Source organism: Streptomyces sp. NPDC031225 (assembly GCF_055570355.1).
Genome location: NZ_JBVIHJ010000004.1, coordinates 274,143 through 293,663 on the forward strand (window position 1 = coordinate 274,143; position 19,521 = coordinate 293,663).

Annotated in this window: 18 protein-coding genes and 2 pseudogenes; 13 read left to right on the plus strand and 7 right to left on the minus strand. The window is 72.3% G+C overall.

Annotated features, from left to right (window positions below; genetic code table 11):
- Positions 1 to 7 precede the first annotated feature (7 nt).
- From ACZ48Z_RS08785 to ACZ48Z_RS08800, 4 genes are read left to right on the plus strand one after another with little or no spacing between them, the layout of a single operon-like run.
- Positions 8 to 913 (plus strand): hypothetical protein, encoded by a 906-nt coding sequence (locus ACZ48Z_RS08785; protein WP_468735241.1) that lies wholly within the window; start codon positions 8 to 10, stop codon positions 911 to 913.
- A complete protein-coding gene (locus tag ACZ48Z_RS08790) occupies positions 910 to 1,137 on the plus strand; it encodes a Trm112 family protein (protein ID WP_468735090.1) in 228 nt (75 codons plus the stop codon). Before ACZ48Z_RS08785 ends, ACZ48Z_RS08790 begins: the two co-directional genes overlap by 4 nt.
- A gap of 33 nt (positions 1,138 to 1,170) precedes the next feature.
- The gene (locus ACZ48Z_RS08795; RefSeq protein ID WP_468735091.1) at positions 1,171 to 1,995 is read left to right on the plus strand and encodes an FkbM family methyltransferase; all 825 of its coding nucleotides are present in this window, start codon (positions 1,171 to 1,173) and stop codon (positions 1,993 to 1,995) included.
- Positions 1,961 to 2,557, plus strand: coding sequence for a hypothetical protein (locus ACZ48Z_RS08800; protein ID WP_468735092.1), 597 nt, complete (start codon positions 1,961 to 1,963; stop codon positions 2,555 to 2,557). Before ACZ48Z_RS08795 ends, ACZ48Z_RS08800 begins: the two co-directional genes overlap by 35 nt.
- 83 nt (positions 2,558 to 2,640) lie before the next feature.
- Here ACZ48Z_RS08800 and ACZ48Z_RS08805 read toward each other — a convergent pair whose 3' ends face one another.
- Both ACZ48Z_RS08805 and ACZ48Z_RS08810 read right to left on the minus strand, forming a co-directional pair.
- A complete protein-coding gene (locus ACZ48Z_RS08805; RefSeq protein WP_468735093.1) occupies positions 2,641 to 3,270 on the minus strand; it encodes an O-methyltransferase in 630 nt (209 codons plus the stop codon).
- A gap of 61 nt (positions 3,271 to 3,331) precedes the next feature.
- Entirely contained in the window at positions 3,332 to 4,387 is a 1,056-nt protein-coding gene (locus ACZ48Z_RS08810) for a MerR family transcriptional regulator (RefSeq protein WP_468735094.1), read from the minus strand.
- Positions 4,388 to 4,510: 123 nt separating this feature from the next.
- Between ACZ48Z_RS08810 and ACZ48Z_RS08815 the strand changes: the two genes are divergently transcribed.
- Positions 4,511 to 5,389 carry an ATP-grasp domain-containing protein gene (locus ACZ48Z_RS08815; protein WP_468735095.1) on the plus strand — a complete coding sequence of 293 codons (879 nt, stop codon included), beginning with the start codon at positions 4,511 to 4,513 and terminating at the stop codon, positions 5,387 to 5,389.
- 50 nt (positions 5,390 to 5,439) lie between these two features.
- Here the strand turns inward: ACZ48Z_RS08815 and ACZ48Z_RS08820 are convergent.
- A pseudogene (locus tag ACZ48Z_RS08820) lies at positions 5,440 to 5,535 on the minus strand (GntR family transcriptional regulator); the annotation flags it as partial.
- Between ACZ48Z_RS08820 and ACZ48Z_RS08825 the strand changes: the two are divergent.
- From ACZ48Z_RS08825 to ACZ48Z_RS08845, 5 genes and pseudogenes are all read left to right on the plus strand, one after another.
- A pseudogene (locus tag ACZ48Z_RS08825) lies at positions 5,529 to 5,729 on the plus strand (SLC13 family permease); the annotation flags it as partial. The pseudogenes ACZ48Z_RS08820 and ACZ48Z_RS08825 overlap by 7 nt on opposite strands.
- Before the next feature lie 36 nt (positions 5,730 to 5,765).
- Complete coding sequence (locus tag ACZ48Z_RS08830) at positions 5,766 to 7,211, plus strand: acyl-CoA synthetase (protein ID WP_468735096.1); 1,446 nt, start codon at positions 5,766 to 5,768, stop codon at positions 7,209 to 7,211.
- Entirely contained in the window at positions 7,204 to 8,547 is a 1,344-nt protein-coding gene (locus ACZ48Z_RS08835) for a carboxyl transferase domain-containing protein (RefSeq protein WP_468735097.1), read from the plus strand. The genes ACZ48Z_RS08830 and ACZ48Z_RS08835 overlap by 8 nt, the downstream gene beginning before the upstream one ends.
- A gap of 176 nt (positions 8,548 to 8,723) precedes the next feature.
- The gene (locus ACZ48Z_RS08840; RefSeq protein ID WP_328747044.1) at positions 8,724 to 9,761 is read left to right on the plus strand and encodes a rod shape-determining protein; all 1,038 of its coding nucleotides are present in this window, start codon (positions 8,724 to 8,726) and stop codon (positions 9,759 to 9,761) included.
- A gap of 13 nt (positions 9,762 to 9,774) precedes the next feature.
- Entirely contained in the window at positions 9,775 to 11,193 is a 1,419-nt protein-coding gene (locus ACZ48Z_RS08845; RefSeq protein WP_468735098.1) for a sensor histidine kinase, read from the plus strand.
- A 7-nt stretch (positions 11,194 to 11,200) separates the two neighbouring features.
- On the opposite strand, the gene ACZ48Z_RS08850 is transcribed toward ACZ48Z_RS08845, so the two are convergent.
- Positions 11,201 to 11,824, minus strand: coding sequence for a ScbR family autoregulator-binding transcription factor (locus ACZ48Z_RS08850; RefSeq protein ID WP_468735099.1), 624 nt, complete (start codon positions 11,822 to 11,824; stop codon positions 11,201 to 11,203).
- A 247-nt stretch (positions 11,825 to 12,071) separates the two neighbouring features.
- The gene (locus ACZ48Z_RS08855) at positions 12,072 to 13,007 is read right to left on the minus strand and encodes an anti-sigma factor RsbA family regulatory protein (RefSeq protein WP_468735100.1); all 936 of its coding nucleotides are present in this window, start codon (positions 13,005 to 13,007) and stop codon (positions 12,072 to 12,074) included.
- Positions 13,008 to 13,348: 341 nt separating this feature from the next.
- Here ACZ48Z_RS08855 and ACZ48Z_RS08860 point away from each other — a divergent pair, with 341 nt between their 5' ends.
- Positions 13,349 to 14,020, plus strand: coding sequence for an ANTAR domain-containing response regulator (locus ACZ48Z_RS08860; RefSeq protein WP_468735101.1), 672 nt, complete (start codon positions 13,349 to 13,351; stop codon positions 14,018 to 14,020).
- 475 nt (positions 14,021 to 14,495) lie between these two features.
- The gene (locus tag ACZ48Z_RS08865; protein WP_468735102.1) at positions 14,496 to 16,016 is read left to right on the plus strand and encodes an APC family permease; all 1,521 of its coding nucleotides are present in this window, start codon (positions 14,496 to 14,498) and stop codon (positions 16,014 to 16,016) included.
- Positions 16,017 to 16,029: 13 nt separating this feature from the next.
- Here the strand turns inward: ACZ48Z_RS08865 and ACZ48Z_RS08870 are convergent, their stop codons facing one another.
- Positions 16,030 to 17,091, minus strand: coding sequence for an oxygenase MpaB family protein (locus ACZ48Z_RS08870; protein WP_468735103.1), 1,062 nt, complete (start codon positions 17,089 to 17,091; stop codon positions 16,030 to 16,032).
- A 91-nt stretch (positions 17,092 to 17,182) separates the two neighbouring features.
- On the opposite strand from ACZ48Z_RS08870, the gene ACZ48Z_RS08875 reads away from it, so the two are divergent.
- Positions 17,183 to 17,842: a TetR/AcrR family transcriptional regulator gene (locus ACZ48Z_RS08875; RefSeq protein WP_468735104.1), complete on the plus strand. Its 660-nt coding sequence runs from the start codon at positions 17,183 to 17,185 to the stop codon at positions 17,840 to 17,842.
- A gap of 191 nt (positions 17,843 to 18,033) precedes the next feature.
- Here ACZ48Z_RS08875 and ACZ48Z_RS08880 read toward each other — a convergent pair whose 3' ends face one another.
- On the minus strand, positions 18,034 to 19,473 hold the full coding sequence (locus ACZ48Z_RS08880) for an amino acid permease (RefSeq protein WP_468735105.1): 1,440 nt from the start codon (positions 19,471 to 19,473) through the stop codon (positions 18,034 to 18,036).
- Positions 19,474 to 19,521: the final 48 nt, after the last annotated feature.

Below are 19,521 nucleotides of genomic sequence, written 5' to 3' on the forward strand. Positions count from 1 at the left end.
GTGGGGAGTGGCGGCGGCCCTGTTGGCGAACACCCTGTACAGCGTCGGATTCGTCCTGGAGAAACGGGCCCTCACCGCCCTGCCCGAGGTGTCGATCCGGCAGCCCGCCAAGCTGCTGGGGCTCGTCCTCAGGAGCCCGCTCTGGATCGGCGGTTCGCTGTCGCTGGCCGCCGGGTTCGGGGCGCAGCTCGCGGTCTACCGGACGCTGCCGATCGCGGCCGCGCAGGGCATCTTCGTGTCGGGCCTTGTGCTGCTGGTCCTGCTGTCGGCGCGGCTGCTGGGCGAGGAGACGACCGGGCGGGAGCGGTACGCCCTGGGCGCCATCCTCGCCGCGCTGCTCATGGTCGTCCTGTCCCTGAAAGAGGGGTCGGACCACGTCAGCCGGGACGCCCCGTACCCGTTGATCCTGCTGGTGTGCGTGCCGTCGCTGGCGGCGGGCGTGGGGCTGTACGGGGCCGCCGAGCGGCGCAGCCGGCACCGGCACCGGATGCCGACGACCGGCGTCGAGTACGGCGTGGCCGTCGGTCTGCTGTACGGGGTCAGCTCGCTCGCGATCAAGGGCGTGTCGAGTTACCTGTCGTCAACTGGATTCGGTGGCGCGGTACTTGAACTCTTGAGGTCCCCGTATCCGTATCTCCTGTTGTTCACCGGGGCGTTCGGTCTGGTGATGTCGCAGGCTGCGCTGCAGCGCTGCCGGGCCTCGCTGATCGTGCCGGTGTGCACGACGGTGACCTGCCTCTACACAGCGGTGCTCGGCACGCTCTCGTTCGGTGAGTCCCTGCCCCACGACCCGGTGCGGCTCACGCTGCGCCTCACGGGGACGGTCCTCGCCGTCGCCGTACTGCTGGCCATGCCCAAGCACGATCCGGCGCCCGAAACCCCCGTAGGTGCCAAGGAGTTGACGCCCCCATGAACCCCGACGACCCGCTGCTGGAAATCCTGGCCTGTCCGCTGGACAAGGGCCCCCTGCACCTCGTACCGCCCGACGGTTCGGCCTCGGCCGACGAAACCCTGTACAACCCGCGGCTGCACCGCCGCTACCCGGTCCTCGACGGCATCCCACAGCTGCTGCCGTCCTCCGGGGAGCAGGTCTCGGACGACGAGCACGAGGAGCTCCTGAAGAGGATGGCTCCGTGAGCCCCGGAGGAACCCCGTGAGAGGGACGGCTTCATGACGACCACGCTGGCGGCCCGGTTAGCGCCCTTCCTGCCCACCCGTCTGGTCGCGGCGGCCGCCCGGGCCGTCTACCCGCGCTTCGAGCCGGAGCTCGCGCGGCTGGACGAGCTGTGCCCGGCGGACTGCGGGACAGCGGTCGACGTGGGCGGCTGGTACGGGCCGTGGACGCGCCGGCTGGCCGGCCGGGCCCGGCAGGTGGTGACGGTCGAGCCGGTGCCGCACCTGGCCCGGCTGCTGACCTCGGCGGCCCCGGCGAACGTCCGGGTCGTCCAGGCCGCCGCCACGGACCGGCCCGGCATCGCCCGGCTGTGGCTGCCCCCGGACGACGCGGGCGACCGCGGGGTGTCCTCCCTGGTCCGGCGCGACATCCACGGCCGGGCACTGGACGTCCGCTGCGTCACGCTGGACGAACTGGTCCTGAAGGACGTCGGCTTCATCAAGATCGACGTGGACGGCAGCGAGCTGGCGGTGCTGCGCGGGGCGACCGGCATCCTCGCGCGCGACCGGCCCGCCCTCTTCGTCGAACTGGAGTCCCGTATCCAGCCGATCGCCCCGGTGGTGACCTATCTGTCCCTGCTCGGCTACGACGGCTGGGTGCTGCCCCGCGCCACCTGGGTCCCGCTGGCCGGCTTCCCCCTGGAGGCGCACCAGGAGACGGCCTCGTACGTGGTCGCCCAGGGCCTCCTGCGCCGGGTCCTGCCCTGTCTGCACCGCCCGCGGTACGTCAACTCGGTCCTCTTCCTGCCCGACGGCCGCCGCCCCGGTGTCAGTGCCGTGGAGGACGATGGGGGGCATGTCCTCCGGAAAGCCCCCGGCTAGCCCGTTCACCGTCCACGACTTCCAGCTGGTCCTGCTGCGCCGCATGGCCGACCACAACCCGGGCCCGGTGGAGGACGCCCGGCACCTCCTGGGCGTCTCGGTCGCGGACATGCGGGAGGCCAACAGACGGTGGCAGGCCATGGTCCGCTCCCCGCGCTCCCGTGCCGCCGCCTCCCGGTACCGCTCGGTCCTCGGCACCCCCGAGACCGTCCTCACCCGGAAGATCGGCGACCTGGAGTGCGAGGCCTGGCTCTGGCCCGTCCCGCTCTGGGCCGACCTCCGCTTCGAGGTGCTCCTCTCCCCGACCGGCGCGGTCTGGAACGAGTGGCTGATCCGCGCGCCGCAGGCCCCCGCCCCCGACCTGCGCACCCTCGCCGACCTCACCCCCTGGTCCTGCACTGTCGACGAGGCCGCCCGCGCCTTCGCCCCGGCCCGCCCCCTGGAGGGCACGGCCCCCACCCGCTGGGGCCTGGCGTTCACGGCACCGGACGCGGAGGGCGTACGGCGGGAGGTGACGGCCGAGTTCACCTGGGGGTTGCTGCAACGACTGACGGTGCGCTGACCGCCGTACCGGCCACGGTGCCGCCCGCGTACCCCTGTCCGTCGGCCCGATGACCGAGGTCCGGTACCGGGAGCGGCGACTGCCTACCGGGCGTTCAGGGCGGGCCCGGTGGCCCGACGTCGGGTGCCCACGAGTGTGGCCAGGTCGTCGGCCAGGGGGATCTCGATCGTGTCCAGGGCGGGGTGCTGCAGCCACTCCATGCGGGGTCGGTCCAGCGCACCTTCGTATCTGGGCGGCCAGTCCGTCGCCGGGGTGAAGTCGTCGATCACGATCCTGCCGCCCGGAGTGAGGAGACGGGCCGGGTCGGCCGGGGGGTCGTCGGGGGTCTTGCCGGTACCGCCGCCGTCGAGGACCAGCAGGTCGTAGGGGCCGTGGTCCTCGATGCGGCGCCAGTCGTCGTGGAGGATCCGCACGTCGGGACGGTCGGCGAAGACCTCCGCGGCCACCCGCGCCCGGCCCGGGTCCCGCTCGACGCCGATCAGCCGTACGCCTGCACGCGCTCCCGAGGCCAGCCATGCGAGGCCCACGCCGCAGCCGGTGCCCGTCTCCCCCACCCGGCCCCGGGCCCCGCCCGCCAACGAGTGCAGCAGACGGCCCTGTTCGGGACGGCAGGAGTAGGGAAACCCGTGGGCGCGGGCCGCGGCGAGCGCTCGGCCGACCAGCGGGGGCAGGTGGGGTTCGCCGTCGTACGCGTCCGTTCCGGAGATCGACATGGCTGTGATTGTGCCTCGCGGCGAGGACCGCACGGCTGCGCCCGCAGCACCGGCCGGAGCGTCACACCGCCGCCGACTCCACCACGTCCGCCACCACGCAGCTGACGTTGTCCGGGCCGCCGGCGGCGTTCGCGGCGTCGACCAGGGAGTGGACGGTCGCGTCCGGGCCGCAGGAAGCGGTGAGGAGGTCGCGGATGGTGGCGTCGGGGACCACGGCGCACAGGCCGTCGGAGCAGAGGAGGTAGCGGTCGCCGGGTTCGGCGTCGTGCAGTCGCAAATCCGGGGTGGCGGTGGTGAGGGCCTTGAGGAGCAGGGCGCGCCTGGGATGGGTCACGGCCTCCTCCGCCGTCAGACGGCCCTCGTCGATCAGCGACTGGACCACCGTGTGGTCGTGGGTGATGCGGAAGAGGGCACCATCGCGCAGGAGATAGGCCCGGGAGTCGCCGATGTGGACCAGGGCGAGGCGGGAGCCGGTCCACAGCAGGGCGGTCAGGGTGGTGCTGGTCTCGTCGCTGCCCGCGGCGACGTCCCGTACCGCCTCGGTCGCCCCGTGCACGGCGTCCGCCAGGAGGTTGAGGACGTTGCCGGCCGGGAGGTCACCGGTGTCCAGGAACCGCAGCGCCGCCACGGCCGCACTGCTGGCGGGGGCACCCGCCGGGCCGTATCCGTCGGCGACGGCGAGGAGGCGGGCGCCCGCGTAGGCCGTGTCCTGGTTGGCGGGGCGGACCAGGCCGGGGTCCGAGTGGGCGGAGTAGCGCAGTTCGAGCACGGGGGTGTCCTCCTTCGGTTCCGCCGTCAGCTCTTCGACGAGGAACGCGGCGAGGTCCCGTCGTACGGCCGTGTCCTTCTCCACCTGCGCCCAGTACGCGCGGACTTCACCGGCGGCGGCAGCGGGCGGCAGGGCGCACACGGTACGGATGCGGGCCAGCGGCATGCCGAGCCGCCGCAGCCACGCCACCAGCCGGGCCTGTTCCAGCTGGGCCGGCGCGTAGTAGCGGTAGCCCGTCTCCGGGTCGACGCGGGCCGGGCGCAGCAGCTCCAGCTCGTCGTAGAGCCGCAACGCCTTCGGTGACAGGCGGCACGCTCGCGCGAACGCCCCGATCGTCAGCCACTCCATACGGTCTCCTCCGTTGCTCGTCCTCGATGGTGGGGCTTCACCGAGGGGGAAGGTAAAGGGGGGCCGTGGTTTCCGCCGCGCCGGTTAGCCTGCCGGTCGAACCGTATGGGAAAGGAATCCGCTGTGCCCCGAGTCGCCCTCGTCACCTACGACCCCCGTCCGCAGCCCAGCAGGGACGCCGACCTGCCCGTACTGGTGGGCGCGCTGCGCGAGGCCGGGGCCGAGGCGGACGCCGTGTTCTGGGACGACGGCGACGTCGACTGGGCCGGGTACGACCTGGCCGTCATCCGGTCCACCTGGGACTACAGCTGGCGGGCGGCCGAGTTCATGGCGTGGGCCGAGCGGTGCGGCAGGGTGACGCGGCTCGCCAACCCGGCGGAGGTCGTGCGCTGGAACATGGACAAGCGGTACCTCGGGGAACTGGCGGAGGCGGGGGTGCCGGTGGTGCCGACCAGCTATCTCGCGCCCGGCGACCCGGTGGCGCTGCCCGACGGGCACGAGTACGTCGTCAAGCCCACCTCCGGGGCGGGGGCACGGTATGCCGCGCGGTACACACCCGGCCCCGGACAGCACAAGACCGCCGTACGGCATCTGGAACAAATGCACGCGGAGGGGTTCACGGCGATGGTGCAGCCGTACATGCGGAACATCGACGCGGGCGGTGAACGGGCGCTCCAGTTCTTCGGGGGCCGGCTCCTGCACGCCAGCCGCAAACGGGCCGTCCTCAGTCCCGACACGGCCTTCGACGCGGACAAGGTCGCCCACCCGGGCCTGGAGCCGTGGGCGCCGACCCCGGCCGAACGCGAGGTCGCCGAGCGCGCCCTGGCCGCCGTACCGAACGCGCCGGAACTGCTGTACGCGCGCGTGGACCTCGTCGACGGGGACGACGGCCGGCCGCGGGTGATGGAACTGGAACTGGTCGAGCCGAACCTCTTCCTGTTCCTGCACCCGGAGTCGGTACGGCCGGTGGTGGACACGCTGCTGGCGGCCGCACGGGGGTAGGGCCTGTCCGGCGGATCATGCCGGGCGGGCCCGAGCCCGTGTCGCTGCCGTCATCCTTCGTCCTCCGGTTCCCAGTCGAGCAGCCGGACCTTCGCGACCGTGCGGACATGACGGCGCATCGCCGAGGCGGCCTGGCCCGGAGATCGGGGCGGTCGGGATGGTGGCGGCGACGGCGGTGGACGTGAGCCCGGTCTCGACGAACGGGGCGCTGGTGCCGGCCGCCGCGCCGGACGTGGACCGCGAGCGTTTCTTCCGGCAGTTGATGACCTGCGGAGGCATCGTGGTGGCGGTGGTGCCCGCGGTGGTGTGGCTGGTGTTGGTCGTGCCTGGCTTCGGGTAGGAGCGCCAGGCGACAACAGGTTAGGAGTTGTGAAGCGTGACCTCTCTCTTCCCGGCCCTCAGGGGCACCGGCGCGGACCGGACCGCCCTGCGGTTCGGCGACCGCTCACTCACCTACGCGGAACTCGCCGACGCGAGCGGCGCACTGGCCGTCCGTCTCGCGCGGTACGACCGGGTGGCCGTCTGGGCGACCGCGGAACTGGAGACCGCGGTCGCCGTGGTGGCGGCGCTGGAGGCCGGTGTCGCCGCGGTGCCGCTCAACCCGAAGTCCGGGGAGAAGGAACTCGGGCACATCCTGGGCGACAGCGCGCCGGGCCTGCTGCTCGCCGCGCCGGGTGCGGAACTGCCCGCAGCCGTAGGCGACTTGGAGCGCGTCGACATCGACGTGCACGCCACCGGCGGCCCTGCGCCCGAACCCCGGGTGCAGGACGCCGACCCCGCCCTGGTCGTCTACACCTCCGGTACCACCGGCCCCCCGAAGGGCGCCGTACTTCCCCGCAGGGCCGTCGCCGCGACGCTGGACGTGCTCGCCGACGCCTGGCAGTGGACGTCGGGGGACGTCCTGGTGCACGGGCTCCCGCTGTTCCATGTGCACGGCCTGGTCCTCGGCATCCTCGGCCCGCTCCGCCGCGGCGGCTCGGTCCGCCACCTCGGCCGGTTCAGCACACAGGGTGTGGCCCGGGAGCTGAACGACGGCGCGACCATGCTCTTCGGCGTGCCGACGATGTACCACCGCATCGCCGAAACCCTCGCGGAGGAACCGGAGTTGGTGAAGGCGCTGAGCGGGGCCCGGCTGCTGGTCTCCGGTTCGGCGGCACTCCCCGTGCACGACCACGAGCGCATCGCGGCCGCGACCGGCCGCCGGGTCCTGGAGCGGTACGGCATGACGGAAACCCTCATGAACACGAGTGTGCGCGCGGACGGTGAGCCGCGTGCCGGGACCGTTGGCGTGCCGCTGCCGGGGGTGGAGTTGCGGCTGGTGGAGGAGGACGGGGCGCCGATCACGTCGTACGACGGCGAGACGGTGGGCGAGATCCAGGTGCGCGGCGCGAACCTGTTCACCGAGTACCTCAACCGGCCGGACGCGACGGCGGGGGCGTTCACGGCGGACGGCTGGTTCCGTACGGGCGACATGGCCGTGCGGGATCCGGACGGGTACGTGCGGATCGTCGGCCGGAAGGCCACCGACCTGATCAAGAGCGGGGGGTACAAGATCGGGGCGGGCGAGATCGAGAACGCGCTCCTTGAGCACCCGGGGGTGCGGGATGCGGCCGTTACGGGGGAGCCGGATCCGGACCTGGGTGAGCGGATCGTGGCGTGGATCGTCCCGGCGGAGCACCGGTCGCCGCCGTCCCTGCGGGAGTTGGCGGACCATGTGGCGAGCCGTCTCGCCCCGCACAAGCGCCCCCGGGTCCTCCACCTCCTGGCCGCCCTCCCCCGCAACGACATGGGGAAGATCATGAAGCGGGCGCTGCATGCCTGAGCGTCTGTCCGCCCGCGAGGTGATCGCCCTGGTCGCCGACGACTTCTCCGAAATCCCGTACCCCGTACGGCAGTCGAAGCCCGATGGGCCCCTCGCCTGGCAGGGGTACGACGCCTCGCGGGCCCGCGCCGCCGAGCGGACCGGCGAGGAGGAGTCGGCCGTGTGCGGTACCGCGCACGTCGAGGGCACCCAAGCCGTCCTGATCGCCTTCGAGTTCGGCTTCCTGGGCGGCTCGCTGGGCGAACGCACCGGGGATCGCCTGGAGGCGGCGTACACCTACGCCCGTGAACACCGCCTCCCCGTCGTCCCGTTGGTGGCCACGGGCGGCAGCCGTATGCAGGAGGGCATGCTCGCCCTGACCCAACTCCAGCGCGTGGCACGCCAGTCGGCGCTCACCCGGGAGGCCGGGCTGCCTCAGGTAGCGGTGCTGCGCGATCCCACCACGGGCGGCGGCTGGGCCACCCTGGGTGCGGGCGCCGACGTGATCCTGGCGCTGCCCGGCGCGCAGGTCGGTTTCGCCGGTTCCCGGGTCCGCCCCGCGGACGCGGACCCGGCGGCGTACACGGCGGAGGCGCAGGTGGCGGCGGGGGCGGCGGACGCGGTCGTCCGGCTGGAGGAGCTGCGGGGGACGCTGGGGGTGTGGCTGCGGCTGCTGACGTCCTCGTCGTCCGAGCCCGCCCCCGTGCCCCCGCCGCTCGGCGCCACCGGTCTCCCGGCCACCGGCTGGGCGGCGGTGCGGCGGGCGCGTTCCGCCGAGCGTCCGCGCGCGACGGTGTATCTGGACGCCTATTTCACCCGCCGCACAGCCCTGTCCGGCGACCGCTGCGGTGGCACCGATGCGGGCATGCTGTGCGGTTTCGGCGAGCACGAGGGCCGCACGGTGGCGTACGCGGCGCAGGCCGGCACGGCGACCCGGCCGGCCGGTTACCGCACGGCCACCCGCCTGATCCGTCTCGCGGACCGTCTCGGCATCCCCGTGCTCACCCTGGTGGACACCCCGGGTGCCGCGAACGACGCCGAGGCCGAACGGCAGGGCGCGGGCGCCGCGATCGCCGACCTGTTCACCACGGTGGCCGCCGCCCGCACCCCGATCACCACCCTCCTCATCGGCGAGGGCGGCTCCGGGGGCGCGCTCGCCCTGGCCGCGCCCGGGAACACGTACGCCGCGCCGGACAGCTACTTCTCCGTCATCGCCCCGGAGCTCGCCGCCGCGATCCTGAAGCGGCCGCCGGAGGAGACGGAGGCGACGGCGGACCAACTCCGGGTCCGGCCGCAGGATCTGGCGGAGCTGGGGGTGATCCGCGGAGGGAGCGAGCCGTCGGAGTCGGGCGGCTGACCCTTCATCACGACCTTTACGTCAGCCTTATTTCCGACATAAAGGACAAAAACCCCCATTCAGCGGCACCCCACCCGGCCCCCCAGAAAAGGCGCCCCCTCCCCCGCCCCCGCACGATGCCACTAAGCCCCGCCACCCGGCGCGGCCCACGGTCTGTGCTCTCGGGAGGACCTGCCATGACCGCCAGTCTGGAGCAGCTGCGCCGCTGCCATTTCGCCGTCGACCTCGGCGCGGCGAGGACCCGGGTGTACGTGAAGGGGGCCGGGCTCGTCGTCGACCAGCCGTCGGCCGCCGCCGTGAACACCCGTACCGGCGCGCTGATCGCGGTCGGCGAGTTCGCCGAGAAGATGACGGGCCGCACCCCCGACTACATCCGCGTCGTACGGCCCGTCTCCGGCGGGACCGTCGTCGACATCGAGATGGCCCAGCGCATGCTGCGCCACCTGCTAGGTGACAAGGTCCGTCGCGCCCTGCGCCGCAAGCCCCGTCTCCGGGCCGCCGCCTGCACCCCGCACGACGCCGACCCGCTGGCCCAGCGCGCGGCGATCGAGACCCTCGTCGGGCTCGGGGCGCGGCGCGTGGAGCTCGTGGACACCCTCATCGCCGCCGCCGTCGGCTGCGGGCTGCCGGTGGAGCGCCCCGAGGCGACCATGATCATGGTGTGCGGGGCCGCAGCCACCCAGGTCGCCGTGCTCTCCCTCGGGTCGATCGTGACCGCGGAGCGCATCCCCGTCGGCGGTGAGGCCGTCGATCACGCGATCGTCCAGCACCTGCGCCACGAGCACGAGCTGATGCTGCCCAGCCAGTCCGTACGACCGCTGCAGCTCGCCCTGTCCGGCAACGGCCTCACCTCGCAGGGCCCGGCCTCCACCGAGATCCACGGCAGGGACGTGGCCACCGGCCTGGCCCGTTCCGTGCAGGTCGACACCGCGGCCGTACGGGACGCGATCGAGACCCCGCTGACCGCCGTCCTGGACGGCATCGGCCGGGTGCTGCGCAACTGCCCGCCCGACCTGGTGGCCGACCTCGCCGACCGCGGGATCATGATGGTCGGCGGTTCCGCGCTGCTCCCCGGGCTCGACCAGATGCTGCGGCACGCCACCGGGATGCCGGTGCACATCGCCGAGCGGCCCGACGTCTGCGCCGTACAGGGACTGGGGTACATGCTGGAGGGCCGGATCGAGCCGCTTTCGCTCGACCCGCTGGCCACCTGAGACGCCGTAGCGAATGCCCGAACCTCCCCTGCCGCCCCTCCTCGAAGCCGTCCTCGGTGTCGGTACCGACCTCGACCTGCGCACCACGCTCCAGCACATCGTGGACAGCGCCGCCGAGCTGACCGGCGCCAGGTGCGCGGCACTGGACACGACGGATCCCGGGCTGGACGGGCTCAGCGCGATCCGCACGCCGGGGCCCGTGCCACCGCCGGCGGCCGGGATCAGCGTGCCGATCCGGGTGCACGACGGCGTCTTCGGCACCCTGCACCTCGGCGGCGAGGGCGCCTTCACGGCGGAGCACGAACAGCTCCTGCAGATCCTGGCGGACCGGGCCGGCATCGCGATCGGCAACGCCCGGCTCTACGAGGCCGCCTGCCGGCGCGAGCGCTGGATCGAGGGCGCGGCGGCCGTCACCACCGCGCTGCTCACCGGGGAGAGCGCCGCCGACGCCCTCATGACGGTCGCCGAGCAGGCCCGCATCCTCGCCGACGCCGCCGCGGGCGTCATCCTCCAGCGCACCCCCGAGGGCGGCATGGAGATCGTGACGGCGTCGACGTACGACGATTCCGGCGACGTCGTCGGCACGACCATCGAGCCGGGCAGCGCGGTACTGGAGCAACTCCTCGGCGGGGAACCGGTGTTCATCGCGGACTCGGCGACCGACCCCCGCATGACCACGCATGTACGGCACCGGTTCGGGCCCAGCATGATGCTGCCGTTGCAGGCCGACGGCACGCTGATCGGCACGCTCGCGCTCCCCCGGCGGCGCGGCGACCGGCCGTACACGCCCGTCGAGCGGCTGCTGGCGGTGCAGTTCGCCTCCCAGGCCGCCCTCGCCCTCGTCCTCGCCGACGCCCGGCACCAGCGCGAACGGCTCGCGGTGTACGAGGACCGCGACCGCATCGCCCGCGATCTGCACGACCTGGTCGTCCAACGGCTGTTCGCCACCGGGATGATGCTGGAGTCGGCCCAGCGCCGCTGTCCGGCCGCCGATGTCCAGGACAGCCTCGGGTCCGCGGTGGACGAGCTCCAGTCGACGATCCAGGAGGTCCGCACGGCGATCTTCACGCTCCAGCAGCCGCCCGCCGACGCCCCGACCGGCTTCCGCGGCAAGGTGCTCAGGGAGGCCGCGGGAGCGGCCGCACTGCTCGGGTTCACGCCGTCCGCCGTCTTCACCGGTGCCGTCGAGGCCCTCGTCCCCGAGCAGGTCGCGGCCCGCCTCCTCGCCGTCCTGCGCCGGGCCCTCGCGGAAGCCGCCCGCCGCCCCGGCGTCTCCCGTGTCGAGGTCACCGTCGACGCGACGGTGAGACTGCCCGACGGACGCGCCGGTGTACGGCTGACCGTGCACGACGACGGCCCCGTACCCCGCTCCGGAACGGCCGTGACCCCGCGCGGCTCCGGTACGACCGTCATGTGGCAGTCGCCCCTGTGACGGAGCCTCAGGCCATCTCCAGCGCACTGCCCTCGGGGCGGAACCGCTCCAGTCTCCGCGGCGGCACGATGCTCGGCAGCAGCATCTCCCACATCAGGGTGGTCTCCTCGGACAGGTCGGCCCGGCCGCTGAGGACCTGGGAGCTGAGCTGCAGCCCGGTCCAGGAGCCGACGATGAGCCGGGCCACCCGGCCCGGGTCCAGGTCCGCCTTCACGTCCCCGCGGCGCTGCGCCTGGACCAGGCAATCCCGGAAGAGTTCGATCCACCGGGTGTAGGGCTCGTGGACAATGCCCGTCCGGGAGCTCCGGTCGACGACCAGACGGATGCCGGCCCGCACCCGGACGTCCGCCACCAGCCGCCGCGCCATGGAGTGCACGGTGTCGATGACGGTCTGCACGCCGGGCTTGCCGGCCTCCGCGACCGGCTCCAGGGCGGCGAACTGCTCGGCGATGAGGGCCTGGGCGAGCTCCTCCTTCGAGCCGAAGTGGAAGTAGAGCGCGCCCTTGGTCACCCCGGCCTCCTTGACGATGTCGCCGAGTGACGTCCCGTGGTAGCCCTCGGCGTCGAATGCGCGGGCCGCCCCGTCGAGAATGGCCGACCGGGTGGTCTCCGCGCGTTCCTGCCTGACCATGCGCCCAACCCCTGCCTGTGTCGCGACGACTCTCATGATCAGTCTGCCTTCCCCGCTCCCGCAAAAACCAACCGACTGGTACTTTTCGCGGCTGTTCGGAGCAGTCCCCGGGGAAGCCGGCCGCGTGGGTATCGTCGGCGCGCACGCCGGGCGAGGCCGGGGCCGGGACTGGGGCATTCACGGCCCGCAGCGGCCGTCGGGTGTGCGGCTCTGCCGAATGCGTGCGTCTCAACCTGCCGGGCCCCCGTCAACAGGCGAACCAGCAGCGGACGGTGGTGCCGTCGGGTCCGGCGTGGACGCGGACGAGGTCGGCGACGAGGTTGACGATGAGCAGCCCGCGGCCGCCGCGCTGTTCCCGGGAGGCCGGCCGACGCCCGGCCAGCAGGTCGGTGAGCCGGCCCTCGTCGCGGACCTCGCACACCACGTACCCGTCCTCGGCCCACACCCGCAGCGCGCCCGCGCCCCCGCCGTGCAGCACGCTGTTGGTGGTCAGCTCCGCGGCGGCCAGCGCCAGGTCGTCGAGCCGGGGCCGCACCAGCCCGAACCGGGCGCCCGCCTCGGTGGCGAGGTGCCGGACCTCGCCGAGCACGTCGGCGACGAAGGCGTGGGCCGGCACGTCCGGCGCCGGCGGCAGCGGCAGCGGTTCGTTGTAGCGGGAGTGCACGGCCTCGAAGTCGTACCGTGCGCTCGGCCGCTCCCGCCCGGAGTCCGCGTCGACGACCACGGGGTGGGTGGCGTGGGCGTCGGCGACGACCTGCGGATCGAGCCGCCGGGTGTCGTACGGGCACAGGATGGTGACGTCACGGCCCCGGAAGGCGGCGTTGATCAGGGCCTCGTGCTGGACACAGGCGGGGTATTCGGTGGCCGTGCGTCCCGCCCAGATCGGTTCACCGACGATCGACACCCGGGTGCCGGGCGGCTGGGCGTCGGCGAAGGAGCGCAGCACGTTGGGGATGATCCGGCCCGGGTTGCGCCCGGCCTCCCGCATGTCGAGGAACCGCACGGGGGCGTCGGCGCCGATCTCCTCCTCCAGCAGCCGGAGGTTCTCGGTGGGCACGGCCACGGCCACCGGTTCCCCGGCGGCGAGCGCCTTGCGCACGAACGGCACCACACCCGCGACGTACTCGCGCTCGTCACGGTAGAAGAGCGCCGGATGCACGAACGGATCCGCGGCTTCGGTCACCGCGTTCACAGGGACGTCACCGCGCTCCCGCTCACCGGAAGACGGTGTTGTGGAGCTTTGTGCCGGATGTCCACGCCGACTCCTCACTGCAGGCCGGACTGCCTCTCCTCCGATACGTCTCCCCTCCGGAAACGTCTCTGCGCGTATGCCTGGACAAGACCGCGCCTACCCACGGCAGATGTCCGCCATGCCCCGCTGTGCGGGGTGTAGTCCTCAGGACTCCGGGCAGGCGGACCCCTGAACCGGCGGATCCCGCGCGGCCACACCCACGGCCGGGGCCGGGTTGCGGCGGTATTCGGTGACTCAACCTCGTGACGACTGTGGGGAGCAGCGAGGCGGACATGAGCTCAGCGGCACACACGTCGCTCGCAGGGCGACGGAACACCCTGACCGTCGAGAGCCGCCCGGACGGGGACCGGGCCGTGCTCGTCGTACGCGGTGAGCTGGTCCACGGCTGCGCGGACACCCTGGCCGCAGCCCTGAACGAGCTTCCGGACGGCATCCGCCGGGTCGACCTGGACATGGGCGGCGTCTTCTTCATGGACACGGGGGGAATCCCGTTCCTGGAAGTGCTCGACACCTACGGCCGCCGTCGCGGCGTGCCGGTGGCGGCGACCGGCTGGAGCGGCCAGCCGCGCAGCGCCCTGGAGATGGCCGGCCTGGATCCCGAGGATCCGCTGCACGGCCCCGGGACACAGCGGGAGCCCGTGCCGTCGGTGGTGGTCGCGGAGCGCACTCAGCAGTTGGACCTGCTGCGCACCGAGGTCGAGCAGCTCCGGCGGGCGATCGCCGGCCGCCCGGTCATCGACCAGGCGCGCGGGGTTCTGATGGCCACCCACGCCTGCTCCTCGGACCAGGCGTGGGACATCCTGCGGGAGGCCTCCCAGCTCTCCAACACCAAGCTGCGCGAGGTCGCCGCGGTGGTCACGGCCGGCGCCGAGGGCAGCGGCCCGCTCCCGTCGCCCGAACTGCGCCGGGCCCTGCGGACGGCGATCGACCGCTGCCTGAACTGACCTCGCCGTCGGCCGCCTTGCACACTGGCACCGGCACCGGCATCAGTACGGCAGCAGCCGTCCCGACGGGGTCCTGCGGTCGATCTCCGGCTGACGGGTGTCACGGGAGGACGAGGGCCGACGGCTGACACGAACACGGATCTGGCGGTTCATGGCGCCCTCCTGCGGGCCTGGATTGCTGTTCCCCGACACGGACCAGCCTCGTCCTTGAGACGCGCCCGCACATCGTGCCCACGGAGGCACCTGCCCTGCCTCCCCGGGACGACCGCGGCCTCTCCCGCTACTCCCGGGGGAGGACAACTACCCTCGGGAATGCCCGATCAAGCCTTTCCCGAACCACCATCCGGTCGCGCAGGCGGCGTACCCCGCCCCGACATTCATAGTCAAGTCTTCCTAATGAACGCTTGTGAGCTTGTGCGATGAGACCGATCATTGGCCGAATTCCGCCTGTATCGCTCATCCGCTGGAGCCCCTGGTGACCGCTGGCCCCCTCATATCCGAACCGGCCGGCGCGCCGACGGCAGCCGAGTCGGAACGCCAGAAGCTGCGCAAGCACTTCGGCCGCTTCGACATCCTGTTCTTCCTGCTGTGCACCATCGTCGGCGTGGACACCATCGGCACGGTGGCCGCCTCCGGCGCTGAGGCGTTCACCTGGCTGATCGTGCTGGCCGTGGTGTTCTTCGTCCCCTCGGCCCTGCTGACCGCCGAACTCGGCGCCGCCTTCCCCGACGAGGGCGGCCCCTACATCTGGACCAGCCGCGCCTTCGGCCGCCTGGCCGGTGCCGTCAACAACTTCCTGTACTGGATCACCAATCCGGTGTGGCTCGGCGGCACCCTCTCGGTCTCCGCCGTCACGGCGTTCACGACCTTCTTCAACGACGGCAAGGACCTGAGCACCCCCGCCTTCTACGTGTTCACCCTCGTCTTCGTCTGGCTCGGGGTGCTCGCCGCGATCCTCTCCTTCGACGTCGGCAAGTGGATCCCCACCATCGGCGCGTGGAGCCGCTTCCTGCTGCTCGGCCTGTTCACCGTCACCGTCGTGGTCTACGGCGTCCAGCACGGCCTGCACGGATTCGGACTCGGCGACTTCTCCCCGACGTACGCGGGCTTCGTCGTCCTGGTGCCCGTCCTGATGTTCAACTTCGTCGGCTTCGAGCTGCCCAGCACGGCGGGCGACGAGATGACCGACGCGCAGAAGGACGTGCCGTTCGCCGTGTTCCGCAGCGCCGGCCTCGCCGTACTGCTCTACGCCCTGCCGCTCCTCGGCATCCTGCTGGTCCTGCCCGTCAAGGCCATCACCGGCCTGGGCGGCTTCATCGACGCGATCCGCCAGGTCTTCACGGTGTACGGCGGCCATGTCGCCGGCGACGGCACCGCCACCCTCAGCGGTGTGGGCAGCGTGCTCGGGGACCTGGCCGCGGTCCTGTTCATCCTCACCCTGCTGTCCTCGGGCGTGACCTGGGTGATGGGCTCCGACCGCGCCCTCGCCGTCTCCGGCTACGACGGCGCGGCCCCGCGGTTCCTGGGGGTGATTTCCAGCCGTTTCGGAACGCCGGTCCGGGTCAACATCCTCAGCGGTCTGGTGTCCACGGCCGTCCTGGTCCTGGCCCACGAACTCACCAATGGCAGTGCGGCGAAACTCTTCGGCGCGGTCCTGGGGCTGGCAGTCTCCACCACCCTGGTCAGTTACCTGGGCATCTTCCCGGCCCTCGCGGTACTGCGCCGCAAAGCCCCGGGGGTCCCGCGTCCGTACAAGGCGCCCTTTCCTCTCCTCATCAGCATCGTGCTCACCGCGTTCGTCCTGTACGCCTGCGTGCAACTGGTCGCGCCGGGCGCCCCCACCCACTGGTTCAGCTCCGCCTACGCCCCGGACGGCTGGAGCCACGCCGAACGATGGAAGTACCTGCTGACGGAGTTGCTGCCGCTCATCGGGTTCATGCTCCTCGGCGTCCTGTTCTGGGTCCTGGGCAAGCCGACCCGTGCGGCCCGCCGCTGACGGGCGGACGGCGTCAGGAGAGGGGTCCCAGGATCTCCTGGGACTCGACGAGCCCCTGGTCGCTGGGGGCCCCGCCCTCGCCGAAGACGCGTGCGGCCTGCCGGGCCCGGAACTCCAGATGGGCTTCGGCGGGCTTGGCGTAGCCGTACCTCGCGCGGGCCTCGGCGGGGGTCAGCACTTCCTCGTTGCGGGGCGGGATGCCGAGTTTGACCGGGGCGATCACCGAGACCGTGGAGGGCGACAGCCTTTCCAGCAGGCGCAGTTCGACCCGGGGGTCGAGCCGGACGAGCGCGAAGGCCGTCTTCATCACGGGCACGATGAGCACGTCGAGGAGGCGTGACTGCCGGATGCCGGCCATCTCGCGCATCCAGCGCGGCATGGTGGCGATGGTCGCGATCCGCTGCGCCCTCGCCACGCCCGTGCTCAGCGGTTTCGCCCAGCGCGGGGTGGGCGGCAGGACCAGCTCGGTGGTGAGGAGGTGGTTCATGGCCTGCCGGGCGATGGGGCTTGCGGACAGGCGCGGCCGCATGCGTGCGAAGTAGGCCCGGACGCCGTCACGGGTGCGGGGGACGTCGTCGGGTGAGCAGGTCTGCAGTTCCGCGGCGACGGCGCAGGCCTCCCAGTACTCCGCCTCCTCCGCCGCGGTGAGCTTGCCGGGGCCGTACTTCTCGTAGGCGTAGAGGACGGAGTGCCAGCCGGTGAGCTGGATCCACAGCTGCGAGGCCGGGTCGTTGGCGTCGTAGGTGCCGTCGCCGTGAGGCAGGTGGCCGATCGCCTTGGAGTGCACCTTGACCAGGATGTCCGCGGCCTTGCACACCTCCCGTGAGCCGGCGAAGGCGACCATCGCGAAGTAGCGCAGGGTCCGGTCGTAGCGGGTGCGGGGTCGCTGGTAGATGCCCTGGGTGCGGTGGACGGCGGCCACCAGGGGCGGGTCGAGTTCCTCGACCACCACGGCCCGCTGGAAACCCACGGTCGGCGCGGTGGGGCAGCTCCAGACCTTCCAGACCACCGAGCCCGGGCCGAAGAAGCCGTAGTCCTCGTGCGGTTCGACCTCGCTGCGCTTCAGCTTCGTCATCCAGCCGCTCCCTGTGCTGCGCGGCATGGGCCGCCCCTTGATTACGACACTGCTGTCGTAAATTAAGACACGAGTGTCGTAAACTGCCAAGGTGTCAGCGTCCACGCATTCGGCAGACCGGCCGCGCAGACGGCGCCCCTACGCGCCGCGCGTACCCATCGGCGAGCGCCGCGAGCAACTCCTCGACGCCGCTCTCGCCGTGATCGTGAGCGAGGGCTACGAGCGGGTCTCCATCGACGCCGTGGCGAAGCGGGCCGGTGTCGCCCGGTCGGTGGTCTACGGCGCCTTCGACGACCTCGGCGCCCTGCTGCTCGCCCTGCTCGACCGTCAACAGGCGCGCGCCTTCACGCGGTTGCTGGCGACGGTTCCCGGCCCGGAGGAACTGCGCGACCCGGGCGGGTTCGCCGCCGAGACGGTGCGCCGGATGTCAGCGATGCTCCACGACGATCCGGACACCTGGCGGCTGATCCTGCTGACCCCGGGCACCATGCCCGCGGTGGTCCGCGACCGCATCGAGGCGGACCGGGAACGGTTCCGGCGGCGGGTGGAGGAGTGGATCTCCCTCGCCGCGGCCGGCCGGAGCGCACCCCGGCTCGACCCGCAGATCCTCGCCCACGCGCTCGTCGCCTGCGCGGAGCACTTCGGCCGCCTCGCCCTCACCGACCCGGGCAGGTTCACGCCCGAACGCCTCACCGACCAGGTGCGGTTGATCCTCGACACCGTCAACCCGCCGAGGGAACAACCGAGTTGACCCTCGCCTTCGTCCGACCGCCCGGAGTCGGGCGGCGAGGCGGCGTCGCGGGCCGGCAGGGCGAGCACCTCGCGTACAGCCGGTGGGGCGGGCAAGCCGCATGAGACTGCCGGTGACGCGAGGGGGGGTCGCGTCACCGGCGGTGGATCGGGGCGCCCGGGAGAGTGACTCGGGCTTCTACGAGGCGGTGATCAGCTCTGCCGGGCCTTCGTCGACAGTCGGTTGCGGAGCAGGGCGAAGGCCACCACACCCGCGGCCACCAGGGTGGACAGGACGACCTGGTCCCGGCCGCCGCCGGAGGCCGTGTCGGTGAGCATGTATCCGAGCACGAACACGATCAGGGCGATGGTGGCCCAGGTCAGGTACGGGAAGAGCCACATGCGGACGACGAGCTTCTCCGGCGACTCGGCCTGGATGATCCGGCGCATGCGCAGCTGCGAGAAGCAGATGACCAGCCAGACGAACAGGGCGATGGCACCGGAGGAGTTGAGCAGGAACAGGAAGACGGTGTCGGGCCAGGCGTAGTTGAAGAACACCGCGACGAAGCCGAAGACGACCGAGGCGAGGATCGCGGTCTGCGGCACACCCCGGCGCTTGGTGCGGCCGAAGGCGGCGGGGGCGTCACCGCGGCGGCCGAGGGAGAAGGCCATGCGGGAGGCGGTGTAGAGGCCGGAGTTCAGACAGGACAGCACCGAGGTGAGCACGATGAAGTTCATGACCTGACCGGCGTGCGCGATGCCCAGGGAGTCCAGGGCGGCGACGTACGAGCCGTCCTTGGTGATGGCCGGGGAGTTCCAGGGCAGCAGGGTCAGCACGACGAAGATCGAGCCGAGGTAGAAGACACCGATCCGCCAGATGACGCTGTTGGTGGCCTTGGTGACGGCACGCTGGGGGTCCTCGGACTCCCCCGCCGCCAGGGTGACGATCTCGCTGCCCATGAAGGAGAAGACGACCATCAGCACACCGGTGAGAATCTTGCCGGGTCCGTTGGGCAGGAAGCCGCCGTGCGCGGTGAGGTTGGACAGCCCCGCGGTGTCGCTGTGCGTGCCCGGCAGGATCCCGAAGACCGCCAGGAGGCCGACGCCGATGAACGCGGCGATCGCGACGACCTTGATCCCGGCGAACCAGAACTCGAACTCGCCGTAGGAGGAGACCGAGGCGAGGTTGGAGACGGTCAGCACGATCATCACGATCAGCGCCCAGGCCCACTGCGGTACGCCGGGGATCCAGCTCTCCAGGATCTTCGCGCCGGCGGTCGCCTCCACGGCGAGCACCACGACCCAGAAGAACCAGTAAAGCCAGCCGATGGAGAACCCGGCCCAGCGGCCGAGCGCGCGGTCGGCGTAGGCGGAGAAGGAGCCGGAGGTCGGGTTCGCGGCGGCCATCTCACCCAGCATGCGCATCACGAGCACGACCAGGGCGCCCACGAGTGCGTACGACACGAGGATGCCGGGCCCCGCGGCGGCGATGCCCGAGCCGGAGCCGACGAACAGGCCCGCTCCGATCACACCGCCGATCGCGATCATCGACAGGTGACGGTTCTTCAGCCCGGCCTGGAGACCGGCTTCCGCTGGGGGGTCTTCGGCGGTGGTGACCTTGCCGGGGGCGGGGGCAGGGGGACGTGTGGTCATCTCGACATCCAGGGGACTGGCGGGGACGGGGACGGTTCCGGCGGGACC